Below are 16333 nucleotides of genomic sequence, written 5' to 3' on the forward strand. Positions count from 1 at the left end.
CACTGGACATTTCTGTCTAGACAGGGCTCAAATCCCTGCGTAGCGTCGTGCCCAACATCGGTGCGAGGGGGATGTGCCCATGAAATCTCATTACAGGGTCGTCGTCATCGGCGGCGGCGTGGTCGGCGCATCGGTGCTTTATCATCTGGCGAAATTCGGCTGGTCCGATGTCTGTCTTCTGGAACGCTCGGTGCTGACGGCGGGGTCGTCCTGGCACGCGGCGGGCGGCTTTCATGCGCTGAACGCCGATCCGAATATGGCGGCCCTTCAGGCCTATACGATCGACCTGCTGGAGGAAATTCAGGCGGAGAGCGGCCAGAATATCGGCCTGCACATGACCGGCGGCCTGACGATGGCGGGCACGCCCGACAGGTGGGAATGGCTGCAATCGGCCTATCGGGTGTTTCAGTCCATCGGCATCGAGGATTGCCGCCTCGTGACGCCCGAAGAAGCGGTGGAGCTTAATCCGATCATGTCCGCGGAGGGCCTTCTCGGCGGCATGTGGGCCGACCGCGAGGGGTATCTCGACACCACGGGCACCGTGCATGCCTATGCGGGCGCGGCCCGGAAACGCGGGGCGGCCATCTTCGAGCATACGAAGGTGGAGGATCTGATTCAGACGCGCGACGGCTGGCAACTCGTCACCGACAAGGGCATCGTGACCTGTGAACATGTGGTCAACGCGGGCGGGCTCTGGGCCAAGCAGCTTGGCCGGATGGCGGGCATCGAGTTGCCGGTCAGCCCGCTCAAACACCACTACCTGATCTCCGACACGATCCCGGCGCTGGAAGATCTCGCCTTCGAGGTGCCGATGACCGTGGACCTCGAAGGGTTCACCTATCTCAGACAGGATCAGAAAGGCGTGCTGCTCGGCATTTACGAGATCGATCATGAACACTGGGCGATGGATGGCGCGCCCTGGGATTACGGGATGGAGCTGTTTCAGGAAGACACCGACCGGATCGAACGGGAACTCACACTGGGCTTCGAACGCTACCCCGTCCTGCAGGAGGTGGGCGTGAAGACATGGGTGAACGGGGCCTTCACCTTTTCGCCCGATGGCAACCCGCTGGTCGGCCCGGTGCCCGGCAAACCGGGCTACTGGTGTGCCTGCGCGGTCATGGCAGGCTTCCTGCAAGGGGGCGGCGTGGGCAAGACGCTGGCCGAATGGATGATCCACGGAGAGACCGAGGCCGACGCCTGGCCGATGGATGTGGCGCGCTATGGCCCCTACGCGCAGAACCGGCGCTATATCCGCGAAACCACCGGGCAGTTCTATTCCCGCCGGTTCGTCATGACCTACCCGAACGAGCAGCTTCCGGCGGGCCGCCCGCTCAAGACCGCGCCCGCCCATGACGCGATGAGCGCGGCGGGCTGCCAATGGGGCGTAAGCTGGGATCTGGAGGTGCCGCTCTATTTCGCGCCCGCCGGGTTCAGCGAAACACCCAGCCTGAAGCGGTCCAACGCTCATGACATCGTGGCCGCGGAATGCCGCGCCATCCGCGAGGCCGTGGGCCTGATCGATATCACCGGCTTCGCCCGTTACGAAGTCACCGGGCCGAATGCCGAGGGCTGGCTCGACCGCATGCTCGCCTCGAAACTGCCCGCGCCGAGCCGGGCGCGGCTGGCGCCGATGCTGTCGGAAACCGGCAGGCTCAAGGGCGATCTGACCGTGTTCAACTGGGGCGATGGCAGCTGGTGGATCATGGGCAGCTATTACCTGCGCGCGTGGCATATGCGCTGGTTCCGGGACCATCTCGCCGAGGGTGTCGCCATCCGCGATCTGGGGGAGGAGATCTGCGGCTTCGCGCTTGCCGGGCCGCGGTCCCGCGCCGTGATCGGGCAGATCGCGGAAACCGATATCTCCGGCCTGCCGTTCATGGGCTGCATGGCCGCCGATATCGGGCTGATCCGGACCCGGATCGCGCGGATGTCGGTCACCGGCGAGTTGGGCTTCGAGATCAACTGCCGCTATGGCGATCATGCGGTGCTGCGCCGGACGCTTCTGGAGGCGGGCGCCGGGGAAGGGCTCCGCGAATGCGGCTTCAACGCGATGCTGTCCACGCGGCTCGAAAAGAGCTTCGGCATCTGGAACGCCGAATTCACCCAGGGCTATACCCCCGGGATGACGGGCATGGACCGCTGGATCGATTGGGACAAGCCCGGTTTTCTGGGCCGGGAGGCCGCGCTTGCGGAACGCGATGGCAATGGCCCGGCCCAGATACAGGTGACCCTTGAGATCGACGCGGCGGATGCCGATGCCAGCGGGTTCGAGCCGGTCTGGGCCGAGGGGCAGAAGGTGGGGTTCGTCACCTCGGGCGGCTATGGTCACCATATCGGCAAATCGCTTGCCATGGCTCTGATCGACCGTGACAGATCCGATGTGGGAACGCCGCTCAGCGTACATGTTGTGGGGGCCGAACGCCCCGCGCGGGTCATCGCGCCGTCGCCCTATGATCCGGCCGGCAAGGCGATGCGCGGATGACCCGCAGGGGTCTCAGGCGTGGGCGGGAGGCCGCCCGCTCGGACCCGCCGCGACGCAAGATCGACTATCGCCACCTGAAAAACCCGTTCCCGCCGATGCGCGTCTTTTCCGACGACCGGATCGAGGCAATCCACGAGGCCGCGCTGACGGTGCTGGAAACGCTCGGCATGAAGGTCCTGCTGCCCGAGGCGCGTCGGGCGTTCGGATCGGGCGGGGCCAGGGTCGATGAGGCAACCGAAATGGTCTTCATCGGGCGGGAGATCGTGGCCGCCGCGCTGGAAACCGCGCCCCGGTCAATTCCGGTCAGGGCAGGCCACCGCGACCGGGATCTGACGCTGGAACCGGGCAATCTGATCTTTCAGCCCGGCGCGGGGGCGCCGCACGCCACCGACCTGCTGCGCGGCCGGCGGCCCGGTACGATCCGCGACTACCGGGAACTGACGATGCTGACACAGGCCTTCGACGTTCTGCACATGATACCGCCCCTGATCGAGCCTCAGGACGCGCCCGTCCATCTGCGCCACTACACCACGATGGAGGTGCAGCTGACACTAAGCGACAAGCTGCCCTTCGTGTTCTCGCGCGGCAGCCCGCAGGTGGACCAAAGCTTTGAAATGCTGCGTGATTTCCGGGGCCTCTCCGATGACGGGTTCCGCGCGATCCCGCATTGCTACACGATCATCAACACCAATTCCCCGCGCACGCTCGATACGCCCATGGCCCAGGGGCTGATAGATTTCGCGCGCGCGGGTCAGGTCTCCATCGTCACGCCCTTCACGCTGATGGGGGCGATGGCGCCGATCACCGTGGCCGGCGCCATCACCCTCAGCCATGCGGAGGCGCTGGCCGCGATCACCCTGACGCAGCTCATCCGGCCGGGCGCGCCGGTCTGCTACGGCACATTCACCTCCAATGTGGATATGAAATCGGGTGCGCCCGCTTTCGGAACGCCGGAACACGCCAAGGCCTCGCTCGCGGCCGGTCAACTGGCGCGGCGGATCGGGCTGCCCTGGCGCTGTGCCAGCGGGTCGGCCGCCAATATCAACGATGCGCAGGCCGCCAACGAAACCCAGTTCGGCATCTGGGGCTGCCTACTGGCGGGGGCCACCGTGGTGATCCATGCCGCGGGGTGGCTTGAGGGCGGCTTGACCCTGTCCTACGAAAAGCTGATCACCGATCTGGAGGTTCTGCAAATGGTGGCCGAGATGTGCGCGGAGACGATGGCGGGCGATGCCGAGATCGGGCTGGACGCCCTGGCCGAGGTGCAGCCGGGCGGCCATTTCTTCGCCGCGGGCCAGACCATGGCGCGCTACCAGACGGAGTTTTACGAACCGCTTCTGGCCGACCGGTCCAATTTCGGGACATGGCGCGACCGCGGCGCGCCTGACGCCAACACCCGCGCCACGTCGATCTGGCAGGACCGGCTCGCCGGCTTCACCCCGCCCGAGACGGACCCCGACAAGCTGGCCGCGATGCAGGCCTATATTCGCCACAACAGCGCCCTGGGCGGCGCCCCGCCGGAGAGTTGAGCCATGGTCCGTGCCCGTCCGCTGCACCGCGATGATCCCAGCAAGGAACCCCTGATCGGCAATGTGAAGGTCACCCGGGAGGATTGGCTGAACGTCGCCCTCGACGCGCTGGTCAGCGACGGGGTGGAGCAGGTGAAGGTGCTGGCGCTCGGCGACCGGCTCGGCGTGTCGCGGTCCAGCTTCTACTGGTACTTCACCTCCCGTCAGGACCTGCTCGACGCGCTTCTGGATCACTGGGAAAAGACCAACACCGCCGCTCTGGTGGATCTGGCGGGTGCCGAGGCCGCCACGATCACCGCGGCCGTCTGCAATGTCTTCCGCGCGGTGGTGAACCCGGCGCTGTTCGATATCGCCTTCGACTTCGCGGTGCGCGACTGGGCCCGCCGCTCAGGTGCGGTGCGCCGGGTGCTCGACCGCTCCGAAGCGCTGCGCCTTGATGCACTGACCGCGATGTTCGCCCGCCACGGCTACGATCCGCTGGAGGCGCTGACGCGCGCGCGGGTGCTCTATTACATGCAGATCGGCTATAACGATGCCGATCTGCGCGAACCGGTGGAAGACCGCCTGCGCCTCGTGCCGATGTATCTCTATGTGTTCACCGGCCGCCACGCGCAGCCCGCGGAGATCGCCGATTTCACCACCTATGCCCGCCGGATAGATCAGGGAGAGACCTCATGAGCGAACGCCAACCCGACGCGATCATCATCGGCACCGGGGTGATCGGCGCCGCCATCGCCTTCGAGATGTCCAAGGCCGGCTGGAAGACGCTCTCGCTGGACCGCAACACCCAGGCCGGCCACGGCTCCACGGCCGGATCCTGCGCGATCATCCGGATGCACTATTCCACCTTCGACGGGACTGCCTTCGCCTGGGAGGGCTATCATTACTGGCGCGACTGGGCTGCCTATCTGGGCCTGCCCGAGGGCACCGATCTGGCCCGGTTCCGGGAGGTGGGATGTCTGGTGATGAAGACCGGGGCAAACGGTCATCTGGCGAAGCATATGCGCTACTCCGCCGAACTTGGCTGCCCGTTCGAGGAACTGATAGCCGAGGAGGTCCAGCGCCGCCTGCCGATTTATGCGATGGACAGTTTCGCCCCCGCCAAACGCCTCGACGATCCCGGCTTCGGGCAGCCGAACGGCAGGCGGATGGACGGGGCGGTCTTCTGGCCAAATGGCGGCTATGTGACCGACCCGGCGCTCAGCGCGCAGAACCTGCTGGCGGCGGCGCGCCTGCACGGGGCGCAGGTCCGGACCGGCGTGGAGGTTGCGGGGATCGCCCGGAAGAACGGGCGCGTCGCGGGGGTGACGCTCTCGGATGGCGGCCGGGTCGATGCGCCCGTGGTGATCAATGTGGCGGGCCCGGGGTCAGCCCGGATCAATGCGATGGCCGGCGTGCTTGACGACATGACGATCCAGACCCGCCCCCTCCGTCAGGAGGTGGCCCATGTCCCCGCGCCCGCCGGGTTCGATTTCGAGGCCGCCGGCTGCATCGTGTCCGACAGCGATATCGCCTGCTATGTGCGACCCGAACAGGGCAATCACATCCTGATCGGCTCCGAAGACCCGGATTGCGACCCCCATGACTGGGCCGACAGCGACACGGATTACAATCGCGCGTTCACCGATCAGTGGATGACCCAGGCCATGCGCTACGCCCAACGGGTGCCGTCGCTCGGCATCCCGTCGCGAACCCGGGGCGTGGTCGATCTCTACGACGCCTCCACCGACTGGATCCCGATCTACGACCGCTCCTGCCTGCCCGGCTTCTACATGGCCTGCGGCACAAGCGGGAACCAGTACAAGAACGCCCCGATCGCGGGCAAGATGATGGCGGCGCTCGTGGAGTATTGCGAGGGCGGGGCGGATCACGACGCCGCGCCGCTCCGCTTCACGCTGCCCTATATCGGCCGCGAGATCGACGTGGGCTTCTACTCCCGCAAGCGCGACATCAACGCCGAAAGCAGCTTTTCGGTCCTCGGCTGAGACCGGCCGCCCGCCCCGCTGGACACCGGCGGCATTTACTGAGAGGGGGGCGGAGATGCAGACGAAGCGTGAATTCGCTGCGTCATGCTCGAACGGTCGCCTTGGTGCACTCGGGTCAGGTCATGGCTGACCGAAGGTGTTGTGGATGATCGCAACAACGTCGATGTTGTAAACATGGCAACCGAAACAGAGTTTTCCTTTGCAGCGCTGACCGGTCCGGCACGACGGCACATCCGCGTGTTTCAGATACACCAGTTCCTTGACCGTTTTGCCATGGGATTGACGGTTTCCGTTGTTGCCCTGGCGTTGACCGACAGAGGCATGGACCTCTTTCAAATCTCGCTTCTCTTCGGGGTCTATTCGCTCACGACCATGGCGATGGAGCTGCCGTTTGGCGGTCTCGCCGACAGCATCGGCCGCAAGCCGGTCTTTTTGACGGCGGTTGTCGCCAGCCTGATTTCGCTCGCACTCTTTCTGTCAACCAGCGACTTCTATGTTCTCGCGCTCTCATTTGCCTTCATCGGTTTCGGGCGCGCGCTTCGGTCCGGTACGCTTGATGCCTGGTTTGTCGAAACCTTCAAGACTGCTGCGCCAAATGTGGATGTGCAGCCCGCACTGGCTAAAGCGCAATGGGCCAATGCCGTAGGGTTGGCCATTGGCGCCGTTCTAGGGGGTCTTTTGCCCGATAGTTTGGGTTCGGTCGCGGAACGCCTCGGGTTCAGCATCTATGATGTGTCCTACGCGGCAAGCTTTGGTGTGATGCTGGGTGTGTTTGTTTTCACCATGTTGGCCATTGTCGAAAAACCGCGCCCGACGAACGTCACGGCTCTCACGCATAGCTTCGCAAATGTCCCGACGGTGATAAAGGACGCGAGCCTTTTGGCCCTGAAGCATCCCGCACTGTCGATACTTCTGGCAGCATTGGCGTTCTTTCTGATGGCCACCAACCCTGTCGAGGTAATCTGGCCGACCCATGCAAAGCCGATGTTGGATGAGGGCTACGCCAACACTGTTATCGGCGTCGTGACCGCGACCTATTTCTTCTCGATCGCTCTCGGCGCATCTCTGTCTCCGCACATCAGCCGGATCTTCAAGCGGCGGCACGCCATGACGCTGACGGCGGCCTTTGCCTGCCTGGCGGGCGCTCAAATCGCATTGGCTTTGCAAGGCGGTATCATCGGCTTTGTGACGGTGTTCGCTCTCTACTCCGTCTTCCTTGGTGTCTGCGAAACACCTGCCAGCAGCATTCTGCATAGCTGCGTAGAAGACCGTCAGCGGTCGACCATGCTGTCGCTCAGATCGCTGATACAGCAGTTGGGGGGGGCATTGGGGCTGATCTTGGCCGGAGCCGTCGCCGAAATATACTCCACACCTATCGCATGGATTGTCGGGGCGATTTTCCTTTTCATTGCGATGATACTGACCTTGGTTTTGGTCAAAAGATTAGCGGACTAGCTGACGTTCGTGCGTCACGCAGCATCGGTTGGTCTGAGCTCAAGACCGACCTCGGATTCGGCGCCGGACCCCGCACAGCCGCCTGCCGGACGAAACCGCCATTGGACATGCGGGACAGGCGCACCCACCCGCCGCGTTTCACGCCCGGGCCGTTCCGCCCGAGCGCCCGGGGCCCATCTCCCCTGATCGACAGCGCCGCCGGCCGGCCGCGCTTTCATCCGGCGATCAGTCGCAGGGTCACGATCTCGTAGGGCCGCAGGGTCAGCTTCACCCGGCCACCGGTCAGCGGGAGCGGCTCGCACTCCTCCTCCAACAGGCCGCAGCGCTCGACTGCACCGATCGCGGCGTCTAGGTCCAGCATCACCGGCCCGCGCCGGCAATGGCCCTCGTAGAGCCGCAGGATCACGCCGCGCCCGTCCTCTGCCGGTTTCAGTGTCTCCAGGACGACATTGGGCGCCGCGCTGCGCACCGGCATCCGCGCGGTCCCGCCGCCCGGCAGCGGCAGAACCCTCAGCGGATGGTTCAGCGCATAGGCCTCCGCCGGGACATGGTCGCGCCAGTCGCCCGGATGCGGCAGCAGCGCATAGGTGAAGCGATGATGCCCCTGATCCGATCCGCTGTCCGGCATCGTGGCCGATTTGATCAGCGACAGGCGCAGCACGTCATCCTGCACGTCATAGCCGTATTTCCCGTCATTCAGCAGGGCCACGCCATATCCCGCCTCGCCGAGATCGGCCCATTTCTGCGCCGGCACCTCGAACCGTGCCGCGTCCCAGGAGGTGTTGCGGTGGGTGGGCCGCTCGATCTGGCCCCACTGGATGTCATAGGTCGCCTGCGCCGCGCGGATCGCCACCGGAAACGCGGCTTTCAGAAGGAAATGGGTCTCGTTCCAGTCCACATCCGTCTCGAAATCGATCCGGCGGCTGTCATGGCGCAACACGATGCGCTGGCGGATCACGCTTTGCCGCCAGCGCCGTTCCAGCGCGATGACGGCACGCAGCGGGCCGGTCTCGACGATCTCCAGCCGGGTCAGGTCCGCCACCACCTCGCCACGTTCCTCGAAGAAGATGTCGATATCCCAGGCGTCCCATGAAATCGGTCGGTCCTCGAAGGCCTGAAGCTGATTGCCCCGCGCGCCCTCGCGCAGGACCTCGCGGTCGGCCTGCCGGTCGCGGATGCCGTGCAGCATCCCGTCCGGGCCGATCCTGAGGCTGAGAAAGCGGTTTTCCATGGTGAACCAGCCGCCCGCCTCCGACACCGTGAGCCTGGTCTCCTCCACACGCGCGGCCGGGCCGGGCCGCACCGCGGTCAGCCGATAGCCGCTCTCCGCCGGCAGCGAGACGAGCAGCCCGTCTGCCACCTGCTGGCAGGGCAGGGGCGTGCCCGTCGCCGTATCCACCGCGCCCTCCATGCCGTCCAGAACGACCTGGCGCGGCGCGGGCAAGGGCGCGCCATCGACCAGAAGATACCCCGCCCCGGGCGCGCCCGCGTCCGTGCCTGTGCCAAGCCGGCGGGCGGCCTGCCGCAGCGCCGCGCCCGCCAGTTCCCGGATCCTGGCGTGATCCTTGCGTGCATCGACAAACACCTCCGGGATCGACGTGCCGGTCAGGATGTCGTGGAACTGGTTCAGCAGCAAAAGCCGCCATGCTTCGGACAGATCGGGGGCGTCGTGGCCGGCCAGCACCGCCAGCGCGGCCAGAAACTCCGCATCATGAAGCAGCGCCTCCGCCTGCCGGTTGGCGCGCTTGATCCACCCCTGGGAGGTCAGCACACCCCGGTGCCCCTCCAGATAAAACTCCCCTTGCCAGACGGGCAACCGGCCCGGCAGCGCCTCGATCGTTTCGAAATAGCCGCGCACGGTGCCGGGGGTCAGCCGCGGCGCGCCGGGGATCGCACGATAGGCCCGCGCCTTGCGGATCAGCCCGTCGGTCGGGCCGCCGCCGCCATCGCCATAGCCGTAGCAGATCATCAGATCGTGTACGCCGTCCTTCGAGGTGCTCCGCCGCCAGGTCCCCAGCACCTCGGTCGCGCTCAGGTCGGATTTGTAATTGGTAGGGAAGGGCAGATGCTGCACCTCCCGCGGGGTGGTCAGAAACTGCGCCAGCACCCGGCTGCCGTCGATCCCCTCCCACCAGGTGGTGGAGGAGGGCATCTGATTGTACTGGTTCCAGTTCACCTTGTTGGTGACGAACCATTTCAGCCCGGCCTGTTTCATCAGCTGCGGCAGGCAGGCGGGAAAGCCGAACGTATCGGGCAGCCACAACACCGGCGTCTCCGCGCCCGGCCCCAGATGCGCGCGCACCCAGGTGCGTGCCAGCATGATCTGGCGCACCAATGCCTCCGATCCCGGCATGTTCGCATCTGGCTCCACCCACATGCCGCCCAGAACCTCCCACCGGCCCTCTGCCACGCGGGCCTTGATCGCGGCGAACATCTCGGGGAAATCGGTTTCCGTCCACGCGTAAAGTTGCGGCTGCGAGTGGGAGAAGATGAACTCCGGATGCTTCTCCATCAGGCGCAGCACGTTGGCATAGGTGCGGGCATTCTTCTGCCGGATCTGGTCGATGGGCCAGAGATAAGCCACATCCATATGTGCATGTCCGATCCCGTGCAGGCGGACATCGAGCGGCGCGCCCGCCTGCGCGATCCCCTCGGCGAGCCGGGCCAGCGCGGCCGGAACCGAGGCGCGAAACGCCTCCGCCATCGGGTCGCGCGTGTCGAGTTCCAGAAACGCGCCGTCCAGTGTGCTCAGCAGCCCGTGTTTCTCTGGGCGGTCGTCATGCAGTTCGCGCGCAACCTCCAGCGCCACCTCCGCCAGCGTCACGAACTCCTGCAGGGCCGGGTCCAGATCCAGCACCGCGCAGTCGCGCATGAACAGTTGCGAGCGGTCCGTGGGATCGGGCGGCCACCCGGTCAGCCCGGTCCAGCCATGCAAAAGCAGATCGTGAGGCTGCCCGTCGGCCAGCCCCGGGGCCAGATCGATCGTATGGTGATACCGGTCGGCCGAGGCGACGGGCCGCCCGTCCACGTAAACCAGCGCCTCGGGATGGGTGAAGATGTCGCCCGCAACGCCCAGCGGCAGATGCAGCGCCGGATGGGTCCAGCCCTCCGGCACGGTGAAGCGCGAGCGCAGCACGAAATGCAGATCCTGCCCGCCCCAGTAGCTGTGCCAGTCCAGCACCGGCCCCTCCGCCGCGCAGGCCATCAGGCCGGTATCGGGCATTGCTGCCGCATCGGGCAGGGTTTCCATCACGAACCGGTCGATGGGCACCCGCGCGCGCGCCTCCTTCGCCCGGATCAGGCGCAGCCGCTGCGCGATCTTGTCTGCGGTCAGGCGCAGGCTGTGGGTCATCTGCCTAGGCCTGCGCCAGATGAAATCCCGGCACATCGCCGCGATACACGGTTTCGGGCCGCTGGCTGATCCGGTCCAGTTCTTCCAGATCGGCGCGCGCATCGGCGGCCGAGCCCCAGTCGCGATCCATGTCCGGCCAGGGGATCGAGTCGATCAGAAGCCGCGTATAGGCATGCTGCGGGTGGCCTATCACCTCCTTCGGCGGGCCCGCCTCCACCACATGGCCGTGATAGAGCACCATCACGTAATCGCTGACATGATAGGCCGTGGCCAGATCATGGGTGATATAGAGGATCGAGATGCCGTGCTTGTCCTTCAGGTCATGGATGTTTTTCAGAATCGTCGCGCGCAGGCTGGCATCGACCATCGACACCGGCTCGTCCGCGATCAGCAGCTTGGGCGACAGCATCAGCGCCCGGGCCACGATCAGCCGCTGCCGCTGCCCGCCCGACAACTGGTGCGGATAGCGGTTCAGCACCAGCGAAGGATCAAGCCCGACCGCCACGCAGGCCTCCTCCATCGCGGTGGTCACATGGGCTTCGTCGCGGGCAAGCCCGAAGCGTTTGAAGGGGAATTTCAGCGCGTGGTTGACCCGGTAGAACGGGTTGAAACAGGCGTAAGGGTCCTGGAAGACCGCCTGAACCTCCTTGCGGAAGGTCAGCGCCGCCGCCCCGCCCAGCGCGTTGATATCCTGCCCCTTGAACAGAACTTCGCCGGTGGACGGCGTGTTGAACCCCAGCATCAGCCCCCCCATGGTCGATTTGCCCGAACCCGACTGGCCCACGATGGAGATGATCTGCGGCACCGCCCCGTCCAGCCGGAACGACATCGGATGCAGCGCCGTGACCGCGCCATAGCGGCGGGAGACGTTCCGAAATTCCAGAAGCGGCGGCGCGCCGGTGTCGGTCTGTACCTCCGGTGCGCGCGGCGTGCTGTCCAGAAAGCTGTCGCCGCCCACCAGCGGAACGCTGGAAATCAGCTCTCTGGTATAGGGATGCCGCGGGTTTTCGAGGATCTGGCGCACGTCGCCGAACTCCACTAGTTCGCCCAGCCGCATCACCGCCAGATCGTCCACCGATTGCGCCATCAGCCCCATGTCGTGACCGATCAGGATCAGCCCCGCGCCGATCTTGTCCTGCACCTCGCGCAGGGTCTGCATCACATGGCGCTGGGTGATCACGTCCAGCGCGCTGGTGGGCTCGTCGGCGATGATCAGATCGGGTTGCAGGCAAACGCCGATGGCGATGCAGACCCGCTGCTTCATCCCGCCCGAAAGCTCATGGGGGTATAGCCGGCCCACATGGGGCTCCAGCCCGACACCGGCCAGAACCTCGCGCGACCGGCGTTGCAGCTCCGTGGGTTCCACATGGCCCTCATGGGCGACGATGCCGTCCCAGATCTGGGTCTCGACCCGCATCACCGGGTTCAGCGAATTCATCGCGCCTTGCGGGATATAGCTGATCTTGCGAAGCCGCACGCGGCGCATCTCCTCGTCGCTCAGGCCCAGCAGATCTGTGCCACCGACCCCGTTCAGCCGGATCGACCCGCCCGCGACGAACCCCGGCGCCGCCAGCATCCGCATCGCGGCCAGCGCGGTCGTTGTCTTGCCCGATCCGGATTCGCCGATGAACCCCACGCGGCGGCCCTTCGGGATCGACAGCGAGAAATGAGAGACCGCGTGGACCACCCCCTTGGATGTGGGAAAGTCGATGGAGAGATCGTCGATGTCGAGCACGTTCATGACCGTCTGCCTCACAGTTTCCGCAGGCGCGGATTGGACACCTCGTCGAGGCCCAGATTGATCAGCAGAAGCCCGATGAACATCAGCGCCAGCAGGATCGTCGGAATGCCCCACCACCAATAGAGGTTCTGGATCAGGGCACCGGAGTTGATCGCCTCGTAGATCGTGCGGCCAAGGGTCGGAATGCGTTGCGGCCCGAGGCCCAGAACCTCCAGCCCGACGGCCGTCACGATGGAGGTGGTGACATTGGCGATGAAGGAGCCGAAGAGATAGGGCACGAGGTTCGGCATCATCTCGCGGAACATGATATGCATGGTCGACGCGCCGGACAGCCGCGCCATCTGCACATAGCCGCTTTCCCGCATCGACAGCACCTGCGCGCGGATCAGCCGCGTGGGCGACTGCCAGACGAAGCAAGCGATCAGGATCGCCATCATGGTCAACGATATGTCTCCATAGGCCGCCTGAAAGACGACAAGGATCAGAAGCGGGGGGATGGTGATCATCACATCCGACAGAACCCGGATCACGTCATCCACGCGGCCCCGGATGAAGCCCGCCGAGAAACCGAGGAAAATCCCGATGCTCATCCCGATCAGCGAGGCCAGAACGCCCACGAAGAGCGAATTGGGCGCGCCGATGATCAGCAAAGCCAGCACGTCCCGCCCCGCCCCGTCGGTGCCGAGCGGGTGCGCCCATGTGCCGACCTGCCCGCGCAGGTTCTCCAGCCCTACCGGCGGTTGCCGCGTGAGCCCCGACCCGGTGAAGACCAGATCGGGATCCCAGAAGATCCGGCCCAGGATGCCCATGGCGACGATGCCGAGCAGCAGACCGGCGCCCCAGATCAGCTTGGGGTTCCGCCACGGGTTGTCGAAGCGCTTCATCCGCCGGATCTGCCGGGCGGTCAGGTCGGGCGTCTGCGCGCCGGCGGCATTGGGTGTGGAATGATCAGCCATGTCTCATGCCGCCTCGTGCCGGATGCGCGGGTCGATCAGCGGATAGACCAGATCGACGATGAAGACCGCCAGCGCCGTCATCAGGATGATCACGAAACTGACCCCCTGGATGACCGGGAAATCCTGATCGAGGATCGCGTCGTAAAGCAGCTTGCCCATGCCATTATAGGCAAAGATGCGCTCAACCAGCACCTGCCCCGCGATCAGGAGCCCGATCTTCAGCGCGAAGGCGGTGATCTGCGGCAGGATCGCGTTGCGGATCATGTAGCGGTAGAGGATATAGCGCGGCCGCAATCCCTTGGCCTTGGCGAGCGTCGTATAATCCTCGCCCTGCACGGTGATCATCAGCCCGCGCATGCCCAGCGCCCAGAACCCGAACGTCACCACGACGATCGACAGCGCGGGCAGAAACCCGTGATGAAGCACCGAGCCCACGAAATCCCAGGTCCAGCCGGGCTCCACCGTCAGCCCGTAGGCGCCGGTCAGCGGGAACCACTGAAGCTGCGCCGAGAAGATCCACATCAGAAGCAGCCCCGACAGGATCGGCGGGATCGAGGTGAACACCATCGCTGCCGGGATCGCCACCTTCCACAGCCGCGGCGTGTGTTCCCACACCATCAGTGCCCCCAGCAGATTGCCGATCACGAAGGTGATCACGATGGAGATCAGCATCAGCCCGATGGTCCATGGCAGCGCATTGGCGATCAGCGTGGAAACCGGCGTGGGGAAAGACGCGGTCGACAGGCCGAAATCCAGAAACAGGATGTTGCGCATGTATTTCGCATACTGAACGAGCAGCGGATCGTTCAGCCCGAACCGCTCCTGCAGCGTGGCGAGGATCTGCTCCGATCCTTCCACCGTACCGGCCCCGGCGGTCATCCGGCCCAGCATGATCTCGGCGGGGTCGACCGGCGACAGCCGCGGGATCAGCCAGATCAGCGTCGCCGCGATCACGATCGTCAGCACCAGCGTGATCACGCGGTTCATCAGATAGCTGGCGGGTATTCGGCCCATCATACGGCTCCTTCCCGGATTGCGCGGGCGGCTGGTCGCGCGCCCGCCGTGGGGCAGGCGCGCGGCACGCTCGGCGCGTTACTCCGCGCGTTCCAGATTGTGGATGATCTGATGGGTGTGGTTCCACCAGAAGGCCGGATGGTTGTAGTTGTTTTCCGCCGTGGGCCAGCCCGTCCAGTAGGTGGTGTTCATCGGGATCAGCTTGGCCGCCTGCACCAGCGGGATGAACGGCAGTTCCCCGGCCAGATGGCCATAGGCCTCGGCCACCATCCCCGGCAGCGCCGGATCGTCCAGCGCCATCGTGCCCATCTCCTCCACGATTGCCGTATAGGCCGCGGCGGCATCGCCATCCCACCGGGCGGTGTTGTTGAACCCCGGGCTGCGCTCGCCCACCGGCACGACGGAGGCGGTGGTGTACCGGCTCATCGAGGTCCAGGGCTCGTTCACCGACCCGCAGGACAGCCAGCTATAGGACATCTCGAAGGCGCCAAACGGCAGCACCTCGCCCCAGAACACGCCGTTTTCCACCGGCACCGACCGGGCATTTATGCCCGCCCGGTTCAGTTGCTCCACCACCATGTCGATGGTCCGCGTGTATTCGGTGGAGGCCGAGTTCACATGGATCGACACGGCCAGATCCTCGCCGTCCCTCTCGTAGATCCCGTCGGAACCCATCGTGTAGCCCGCCGCCTCGATCAGGGCCTGCGCGGCCTCCACATCGCCGGTTGCGGGCAGGCCGTGCCCGGCCGCAACTACGGCGTCGATGAAGGGCCGCATGGAGCCGTATTCGGCGAACATCGTCGATGACGGCACGGTGGTGCCCTCATAGGCGATGTTGACGATCTGCGTGCGGTCGATGATCAGCCCGACGGCGCGGCGCATCGCCGGGTCGTCCCAGGGCGCGACGGTGGTGTTGATCTCCAACTGCCGCGCGCAGGGGTCCGGCCATGCGAACGGATAGCCGTCATGCCACGAGATCACGTTGGGGTTTTGCGCCTGGATCGCCTCGAACGTCCCGATGGAGACCGAATGCGCGATATCCATCTGGTTGGCCAGCATCAGCTGCGCCCGGCTTTCCTCGCCGCCGGTCTCCAGCCAGATCAGCCGCGCGGGCTCGGGCAGGTCCATGAAGCCGGTCGCCGCGCCCCACCAGTTGTCGTTCCGGTCCCAGATCGCGCGGTTGGTGTCGGCCGAGCTGTAGGTATAGGGCCCGGTGCCGATCGGCGGATAGAAGGCGAAGGTGGCGGGGTCCTCTCCGGCCCAGACATGCTCGGGCATGATCAGGAAGGAACCGAAGATCCGCACCCCGAAATTCTCCACATGGAACCGCGGATTGGGGCTGTTCAGCGTGAAGCGCACGGTCAGATCGTCGATCTTTTCCACGGCGGCGACCTGCGCGCGCATTGTGGCCGCCTCCCGTTCGCTCAGTTCCTCGTTCTCCAGAACCATGCCCACGGTGAACACCACGTCATCGGCATTGAACGCCTCCCCGTCGGACCACTCCACGCCCTCGCGCAGGCTCAGCGTCCATTCGCTGAAATCCTCGTTCGGCTCCATCGCTGTCGCCAGCCACGGGTCCATCTCGCCGGTTTCGTAATTCAGGATGAACAGCGGCTCCCACATCGCCTGGTGCGCGCCGTGCTGGCGTTTGGTGCCCGAGGTGAACCAGTTGAAATTCTCCGGGTCGCGGATGGTCCGGTCCAGATCGAAGATCACCGTATCCTCCCGGGCCACCTCCTGCGCGGGCGCCATGCCGGTCAGCGCCAGAGCCATCGCGGCGGAGGACAGCAAAAGTCTCGTGGTTGGTTTCATTCGT

Annotated in this window: 10 protein-coding genes; 5 read left to right on the forward strand and 5 right to left on the reverse strand. The window is 65.4% G+C overall.

The window, feature by feature from the left end:
• The first annotated feature begins 79 nt into the window (after nucleotides 1-79).
• The 5 genes from D9R08_RS16100 (at nucleotide 80) to D9R08_RS16120 (ending at nucleotide 7454) form a co-directional block, all read left to right on the forward strand.
• Nucleotides 80-2485, forward strand: a complete 2406-nt coding sequence (locus tag D9R08_RS16100; RefSeq protein ID WP_121899098.1) for a GcvT family protein — start codon at nucleotides 80-82, stop codon at nucleotides 2483-2485.
• On the forward strand, nucleotides 2482-4014 hold the full coding sequence (locus D9R08_RS16105) for a trimethylamine methyltransferase family protein (protein WP_121899099.1): 1533 nt from the start codon (nucleotides 2482-2484) through the stop codon (nucleotides 4012-4014). The genes D9R08_RS16100 and D9R08_RS16105 overlap by 4 nt, the downstream gene beginning before the upstream one ends.
• A gap of 3 nt (nucleotides 4015-4017) precedes the next feature.
• Nucleotides 4018-4692 (forward strand): TetR/AcrR family transcriptional regulator, encoded by a 675-nt coding sequence (locus tag D9R08_RS16110; protein ID WP_121899100.1) that lies wholly within the window; start codon nucleotides 4018-4020, stop codon nucleotides 4690-4692.
• Nucleotides 4689-5999, forward strand: a complete 1311-nt coding sequence (locus D9R08_RS16115) for an NAD(P)/FAD-dependent oxidoreductase (protein ID WP_121899101.1) — start codon at nucleotides 4689-4691, stop codon at nucleotides 5997-5999. Before D9R08_RS16110 ends, D9R08_RS16115 begins: the two co-directional genes overlap by 4 nt.
• A gap of 174 nt (nucleotides 6000-6173) precedes the next feature.
• A complete protein-coding gene (locus D9R08_RS16120) occupies nucleotides 6174-7454 on the forward strand; it encodes an MFS transporter (RefSeq protein ID WP_121899220.1) in 1281 nt (426 codons plus the stop codon).
• Nucleotides 7455-7668: 214 nt separating this feature from the next.
• Here the strand turns inward: D9R08_RS16120 and D9R08_RS16125 are convergent, their stop codons facing one another.
• The 5 genes from D9R08_RS16125 to D9R08_RS16145 form a co-directional block, all read right to left on the reverse strand.
• Nucleotides 7669-10806, reverse strand: coding sequence for an alpha-mannosidase (locus D9R08_RS16125; RefSeq protein WP_158599024.1), 3138 nt, complete (start codon nucleotides 10804-10806; stop codon nucleotides 7669-7671).
• A gap of 4 nt (nucleotides 10807-10810) precedes the next feature.
• The gene (locus D9R08_RS16130; protein ID WP_121899103.1) at nucleotides 10811-12547 is read right to left on the reverse strand and encodes an ABC transporter ATP-binding protein; all 1737 of its coding nucleotides are present in this window, start codon (nucleotides 12545-12547) and stop codon (nucleotides 10811-10813) included.
• Between the two features lie 11 nt (nucleotides 12548-12558).
• Nucleotides 12559-13503 carry an ABC transporter permease gene (locus D9R08_RS16135; protein ID WP_121899104.1) on the reverse strand — a complete coding sequence of 315 codons (945 nt, stop codon included), beginning with the start codon at nucleotides 13501-13503 and terminating at the stop codon, nucleotides 12559-12561.
• A gap of 3 nt (nucleotides 13504-13506) precedes the next feature.
• Nucleotides 13507-14517 carry an ABC transporter permease gene (locus D9R08_RS16140; RefSeq protein WP_121899221.1) on the reverse strand — a complete coding sequence of 337 codons (1011 nt, stop codon included), beginning with the start codon at nucleotides 14515-14517 and terminating at the stop codon, nucleotides 13507-13509.
• A gap of 78 nt (nucleotides 14518-14595) precedes the next feature.
• Nucleotides 14596-16329 carry an ABC transporter substrate-binding protein gene (locus D9R08_RS16145; RefSeq protein ID WP_121899105.1) on the reverse strand — a complete coding sequence of 578 codons (1734 nt, stop codon included), beginning with the start codon at nucleotides 16327-16329 and terminating at the stop codon, nucleotides 14596-14598.
• Nucleotides 16330-16333 lie beyond the last annotated feature (4 nt).

This window comes from Rhodophyticola porphyridii, assembly GCF_003688285.1.
GTDB classification, from domain to species: Bacteria; Pseudomonadota; Alphaproteobacteria; order Rhodobacterales; family Rhodobacteraceae; genus Rhodophyticola; species Rhodophyticola porphyridii.